Source organism: Pseudonocardia sp. SID8383 (genome assembly GCF_009864975.1).
GTDB classification, from domain to species: domain Bacteria; phylum Actinomycetota; class Actinomycetes; order Mycobacteriales; family Pseudonocardiaceae; genus Pseudonocardia; species Pseudonocardia alni.
The window spans coordinates 1-2,253 of the sequence record NZ_WWFY01000427.1; the positions used below are offsets into that span (position 1 = coordinate 1).

General features: G+C 75.6%; 5 protein-coding genes and 1 pseudogene. 4 read left to right on the forward strand and 2 right to left on the reverse strand.

Annotated elements, in window-relative coordinates; all coding sequences use genetic code 11:
• A pseudogene (locus tag GTW08_RS10610) lies at positions 1–139 on the forward strand (methionine synthase); the annotation flags it as partial.
• A gap of 157 nt (positions 140–296) precedes the next feature.
• On the opposite strand, the gene GTW08_RS10615 reads toward GTW08_RS10610, so the two are convergent.
• Entirely contained in the window at positions 297–545 is a 249-nt protein-coding gene (locus GTW08_RS10615) for a hypothetical protein (protein ID WP_073578454.1), read from the reverse strand.
• 29 nt (positions 546–574) lie between these two features.
• On the reverse strand, positions 575–1,354 hold the full coding sequence (locus GTW08_RS10620) for an isocitrate lyase/PEP mutase family protein (protein ID WP_073578453.1): 780 nt from the start codon (positions 1,352–1,354) through the stop codon (positions 575–577).
• A 104-nt stretch (positions 1,355–1,458) separates the two neighbouring features.
• Here GTW08_RS10620 and GTW08_RS10625 point away from each other — a divergent pair, with 104 nt between their 5' ends.
• The 3 genes from GTW08_RS10625 to GTW08_RS31755 all read left to right on the forward strand — a co-directional run.
• Positions 1,459–1,860, forward strand: a complete 402-nt coding sequence (locus GTW08_RS10625) for a hypothetical protein (RefSeq protein ID WP_073578452.1) — start codon at positions 1,459–1,461, stop codon at positions 1,858–1,860.
• A gap of 1 nt (position 1,861) precedes the next feature.
• The gene (locus tag GTW08_RS10630) at positions 1,862–2,065 is read left to right on the forward strand and encodes a hypothetical protein (protein ID WP_073578451.1); all 204 of its coding nucleotides are present in this window, start codon (positions 1,862–1,864) and stop codon (positions 2,063–2,065) included.
• 8 nt (positions 2,066–2,073) lie between these two features.
• Positions 2,074–2,253, forward strand: a 180-nt coding sequence (locus tag GTW08_RS31755) for a hypothetical protein (RefSeq protein ID WP_237453719.1), incomplete at its 3' end; no start/stop codon positions are given.

Sequence of the window (2,253 nt, forward strand, 5' to 3'; positions counted from 1 at the left end):
CCGGCTCGCCGTCCCGACGCCCGCCTGCGGGCTCGCCGGGGCGACCCCGGCCTGGGCGCACCGCGCGCTCGCCCTGTCCCGGGAGCTGGGGAAGGCCTTCGCCGACCCCGACGAGGTCCCGCCCGCCGACGAGCGCTGACCCCCACGCGCTCTGCCCCCCGGCGATACAGCGACCTCCGTGAGCTGATCCACTCGTCGCGCGGTGATCCGCTCCACGCTCGTGTCCGGACGCGCGCGCCGGGTGGATCACCGCGCGCCGGAGGGAGCACAGCGCGGCGGGGACGGACCCGCGCCGGTCAGCGCTGCCCGTCCACCTGCTCCGGGCGCACCGCGGGCACCAGCAGCCCACCCGCGACGAGCAGCCCGCCGAACACGTACAGGCTGCTCGCGGATCGACCCGGTGGCGTCGGAGGGCAGCTCGGAGCCCCCGACGCACGCACCGCCGACCAGGTGGCGATGCGCGTCGACGGGCAGTTCGTCCCGGCCGCGGCGGGACCCGGCCGGGAAGTGACGACGACGCCGTCCAACGCGGGCGCGCCGGACATGGGAGACCGAGGGCCGGCCCGGTCGCCGCTCAGTTCAGCTTGCGGGTGCCCTCGGGCAGGCCACCACCGGCGTAGACGTCGGTGGCGAGGTCCTCCAGCGCGGTCAGCGCGACGTTCTGGCTCCACGGGCCGTAGGAGACGCGGGCGACGCCCAGCTCCTGCGCGCGCTTCAGCGGGATCGACCCGGGGATGCCGATCAGGTTGACCCGGCGCTCGCCGAGCACCTCGACCAGGCGTCCGACCTGGGTCTCGTCGAGCTTGCCCGGCACGAAGAAGTTCGACGCGCCGGCGTCGAGGTAGGCCTTCCCGCGCTCGATCGCGTCGGCCAGCACGGCCTCGGGGTCCTTGTCGCCCGCCTTGAGGAACGCGTCGGTGCGGGCGTTCAGCACGAAGTCCACGCCCGCGGACTCGGCCGCGGCGACGGCCGCCTCGACCGCCTTCACGGCGTCGGCGAGCGGCTTGACCTGGTCCTCCAGGTTCGCCCCGACGATGCCGACGTCGATCGCGCGGGCCACGGTGCCGCCGGGGTCGCCGTAGCCGGCCTCCAGGTCCGCGGTGACCGGCAGGTCGCCCGCGACCTTCGCGATCAACCCGACCTCGGCGATCATCAGGTCGCGCGGGATGTTCTCGCCGTCCTCGTAGCCGCGGGAGGCGGCGATGCCGTGGCTGGCGGTGGCGAGGGCCTTCGTGCCCGGCGTCTCGGCGACGACCTTCGCGGTGATCGCGTCCCAGACGTTGACGACGAGCAGCAGCTCGGACGCGGCGTGCAGCTCCTGGAGCTTCGTGGCCTTCTCGGCGGTGGAGGTCATGCGGTCACCGTAGGGCGGTTGCGGGACCGCCGCCGCGTACCCAGAACTGAGGATCTGTCGTGTCCCTGACAGCGGTGGGGCCGCCCGGCCCCGATTCTGGGGCCGTGCTCCGAGACCGGTCCGACACCCGACACCCGACCATCCCACGGGGTGGCCTCGGGTCGTCCGCGCTCGTCCTGGGAGCGCTGGGCTCGGTGTTCGTCGCCGTCGCCACCGCGCTGTCCGCGGTGTCGTCACCGACCGTCGCCGGTCTCGCCCTCGCCTCCGCCGGGGTGGTCCTGGCCATCGGCGGTCTGGTGCTCGGCACCCTGGGCGCGGTCCGCTCCTGCCCGGGTCGGTCCCGCACCGCGATCGCCGCCGCGGGACTGTCGGTGGCCGGGCTGGCCGGCGGGCTGATCTGGCTGGCCGCCTTCGTGATCCTCGCCGTCACCGGGCCGGGACCCGCCCCGCTCGACGGCACCGACACCACACCGGCCTGTGCGCCGGACGTCTGCCACATCCACTGACATGCGGGCCGGCCGCCCGGCCCGCTCGCCGTGGGGCCTGCGCGGCATGGTCGGCACGGGGCGTCGCTCGGCGGAGATGATGGCCTCGACGCGCGAGCACGGCGCCGAGCTCGCCCTCACCCTCGCGCCGTCGTCGGCGGCCGGCGACGTCGTGACGGGTAGCTCGTGCCGGTGCCGGGGGATGGGCGACCTGATCACGGGGTAACCGGTGGTGTGCCACCGATTCCCTGCACCGACGCCGTCGCACGGCGGCAGCCCGACGTGCACGAGCCGGGCGCCTCCGGCGAGCTCGCGACCACTGCCACCGTCGCGACGCCGACGTTCCTGCCGCAGCACGCCCACGCGCCGCGGCGCCGGGTGCCCGCCGGCGACCCGATCGCGTTCCGGCCGTGG

Excerpts from the sequence above, each read along its gene's own strand:
- GTW08_RS10620 (WP_073578453.1), bottom strand. The coding sequence starts at position 1,354 with ATGACCTCCACCGCCGAGAAGGCCACGAAGCTCCAGGAGCTGCACGCC.
- GTW08_RS10615 (WP_073578454.1), bottom strand. The coding sequence starts at position 545 with ATGTCCGGCGCGCCCGCGTTGGACGGCGTCGTCGTCACTTCCCGGCCG.
- GTW08_RS10630 (WP_073578451.1), top strand. The coding sequence starts at position 1,862 with ATGCGGGCCGGCCGCCCGGCCCGCTCGCCGTGGGGCCTGCGCGGCATG.